Below are 281 nucleotides of genomic sequence, written 5' to 3'. Positions count from 1 at the left end.
ATTTGAACCTGCGACCTTCGGGTTATGAGCCCGACGAGCTACCAGACTGCTCCACCCCGCGATAGTAAAAATGATACAATTTTGTTTATGCGCTAAGTTTACCTTAGACTGTAACAATCTCAGGAAGCTAACTCTTGAAGTAGCTCGATTGTTACAACTCGTAGAATTTTCATAGAAGCTTTGCTCGTTGCTCCACCCTGCGATAGTAAAAATGATACAATTATTCTATATTATTATATTCAAGTAAGAACTGTTTTGTTCCAACTTAATTAACAATAATA

It is taken from the genome of Peribacillus acanthi (assembly GCF_003073175.1).
In the GTDB taxonomy this organism is placed as follows: domain Bacteria; phylum Bacillota; class Bacilli; order Bacillales; family DSM-1321; genus Bacillus_BN; species Bacillus_BN acanthi.
This window is presented reverse-complemented; position numbering follows the sequence as displayed.